Origin of the sequence: Mycobacterium sp. (assembly GCF_049281135.1) — a bacterium.
Lineage (GTDB): Bacteria > Actinomycetota > Actinomycetes > Mycobacteriales > Mycobacteriaceae > Mycobacterium.
Window position 1 is genome coordinate 1 of sequence record NZ_JBAPRN010000224.1, and the last position, 2,562, is coordinate 2,562.

Below are 2,562 nucleotides of genomic sequence, written 5' to 3' on the forward strand. Positions count from 1 at the left end.
GTGTTTGCCCCGGCAATGTCTGCCCTGGAAGGCCGCCCGGGTAACCGCCGAGCCCGGGGGCTTGACCCGGGATTCCACCAGGCAACCCTCCCGGCATTCCGCCAGGAAGCCCACCCGGGACACCGCCGGGCAGTCCGCCGAGCCCGCCGGGCAGGCCGCCCGGAAGGCCCCCGCCGCCGCCGAGCGCGCTGGTGGCAGGCATCAGCAGGTCGCCCGCGCCCGGGATGACGTTGTTCATCAGCCCGCTCAGCGAGCCGAAGAGCGAGTTGGCGATGTTCACCGCGCTGCCCGCACCCGGCATGCCAGGGATGGGGTCATCGGCGGCAAAAGGTTGCTGTGGAGCGGCCGCGGCGGCACCGGCGCCAAGCCCGATCGTGGCGATTGCTGCCAGCGCCACCCCGAATCCGGTTGCCACTCGGCTGAGTGGACGGCGAGTTGTCGAATGCGCAAACGTGTTGTCGGACAACGGAATACTCCTCAAATTTGGTGTTTCACTCGATAACCTTCAGGCACTCGAGTCACTTTGGACACTCTGCTTGCCAAATGTCACATTTCGAACACGACACGATCACGGAAGAAGCTCTATAGGTTCTCTTAGTGATCTTGGAGTTTGCTTATCGATATCTCCGTGACATCAATCGTGACCTTTCAGCTGCACAAACGGGCCGAGGGAGGCCGCCGCGAACGCCGAAACGGTTGCGCCAAGCTCTGAGTGCGACTGGGGAAATCGATTGTGGTTCGATGAAGCGACGCAATTGCGCAAACCGACTGGTTGACGAACGGGGTGACTATGGCCGAGGACGTCCGGGCAGAAATTGTGGCCAGCGTGCTCGAAGTCGTGGTCCACGAGGGCGACCAGATCAAAGAGGGCGACACCCTGGTGCTGCTGGAATCGATGAAGATGGAGATCCCGGTCCTGGCCGAGGTCGCCGGCACCGTGACCAAGGTGAGCGTGTCGGTGGGAGACGTCATCCAGGCCGGCGATCTCATCGCCGTGATCAGCTAGTCGTCTGAGCTTGATAGCGGGATTCGCCGATGTCCACCCTCGGTGACCTGCTCGCCGAACACACCGTTCTGCCGGGCAGCGCCGTCGATCACCTGCATGCCGTGGTGGGCGAGTGGCAGCTGTTGGCCGATCTCTCGTTCGCCGACTACTTGATGTGGGTTCGCCGCGACGACGGCTCGCTGGTCTGCGTCGCGCAGTGCCGGCCCAATACCGCGCCCACTGTTCTGCTGCGCGACGCGGTGGGGACTGTTGTCGAAGCCGATCGCATGCCACTGATCGCGGCGGCCTTTGAATCGGGCGACATCGGTTTGGAACGCGTTGCGGGCCAACAGTATTCGTGGCAGCAGACCGGAGTGAACATCGAAGCTGTGCCGGTGCGATACGACGACTCGGTGGTCGCGGTGCTGACGCATCAGACCGCCGTCGCGGACACCCCGAAGTCCAGCCCGCTGGAAACCGCATACGTCGACTGCGCCGCCGACCTCGTCCACATGCTCTCCGAGGGCACCTTTCCGAACGTGGGGGATGTGGCCATGTCGCGTTCCAGCCCCCGCGCCGGTGACGGCTTCATTCGCCTCGACGTCAACGGAGTCGTCTCCTACGCCAGCCCGAATGCGCTTTCGGCGTACCACCGGATGGGGCTCACCTCGGAGCTGGAGGGCCAAAACCTCATCGCGGTCACCCGGCCGCTCATCTCTGATCCATTCGAGGCCCGGGAGCTCGCCGAGCACGTGCTCGACTCCCTGGCCGGTGGGGCCAGCATGCGCATCGAGGTCGATGCCGGTGGCGCCACGGTGCTGTTGCGCACGCTGCCACTAGTGGTGCAGGGCAAGGCGGCCGGCGCTGCGGTACTGGCTCGCGACGTCACCGAAATCAAGCGGCGCGACCGCGCGCTGATCTCCAAGGACGCCACGATCCGGGAAATCCATCATCGGGTGAAGAACAACCTTCAGACCGTCGCGGCGCTGCTGCGTCTGCAGGCCCGCCGGACGACCAACCCCGAGGGCCGGGAGGCGCTCATCGAGTCGGTACGACGGGTGTCGTCGATCGCGCTGGTGCACGACGCGCTGTCGATGTCGGTGGACGAGGAAGTCAACCTCGACGACGTGATCGACCGGATCCTGCCGATCATGAACGACGTGGCGACGGTGGACACGCCGATCCGGATCAACCGGGCGGGCATGCTCGGTGTGCTCGACTCCGATCGGGCGACCGCGCTGATCATGGTGATCACCGAGCTCGTACAAAACGCCATCGAGCATGCGTTTGACACGGCCGCCTGCGAGGCCACCGCCGTGGGCGGTTCGGTGACGATCCGCGCGGAACGGTCGGCTCGCTGGCTCGACGTAGTGGTCCACGACAACGGTCGCGGGCTGCCCGAGGGTTTCAGCGTCGAGAAGTCCGACCGGTTGGGCCTGCAGATCGTCCGGACCCTGGTGTCCGCCGAGCTCGACGCCACGCTGCAGATGCAGGACGCCCCCGAAGGCGGGACTGACGTGGTGTTACGCGTGCCGATCGGTCGTCGCGCGCGCGCTCTGCAGTAGCCCACACACAAC

At 65.3% G+C, this 2,562-nt stretch carries 2 protein-coding genes and 1 pseudogene; 2 read left to right on the forward strand and 1 reads right to left on the reverse strand.

Translation table 11 applies throughout. The features are described from left to right. Positions 1-415: pseudogene (locus tag WAN02_RS09265) on the reverse strand (hypothetical protein); the annotation flags it as partial. Between the two features lie 375 nt (positions 416-790). Between WAN02_RS09265 and WAN02_RS09270 the strand changes: the two are divergent. Together WAN02_RS09270 and WAN02_RS09275 are read left to right on the forward strand one after the other, a co-directional pair. Next, positions 791-1,006, forward strand: coding sequence for a biotin/lipoyl-binding carrier protein (locus tag WAN02_RS09270; RefSeq protein WP_422263860.1), 216 nt, complete (start codon positions 791-793; stop codon positions 1,004-1,006). Between the two features lie 29 nt (positions 1,007-1,035). Beyond that, on the forward strand, positions 1,036-2,550 hold the full coding sequence (locus WAN02_RS09275) for a sensor histidine kinase (protein WP_422263861.1): 1,515 nt from the start codon (positions 1,036-1,038) through the stop codon (positions 2,548-2,550). The last annotated feature ends 12 nt before the right edge of the window (positions 2,551-2,562 follow it).

Excerpts from the sequence above, each read along its gene's own strand:
- WAN02_RS09270 (WP_422263860.1), top strand. The coding sequence starts at position 791 with ATGGCCGAGGACGTCCGGGCAGAAATTGTGGCCAGCGTGCTCGAAGTC.
- WAN02_RS09275 (WP_422263861.1), top strand. The coding sequence starts at position 1,036 with ATGTCCACCCTCGGTGACCTGCTCGCCGAACACACCGTTCTGCCGGGC.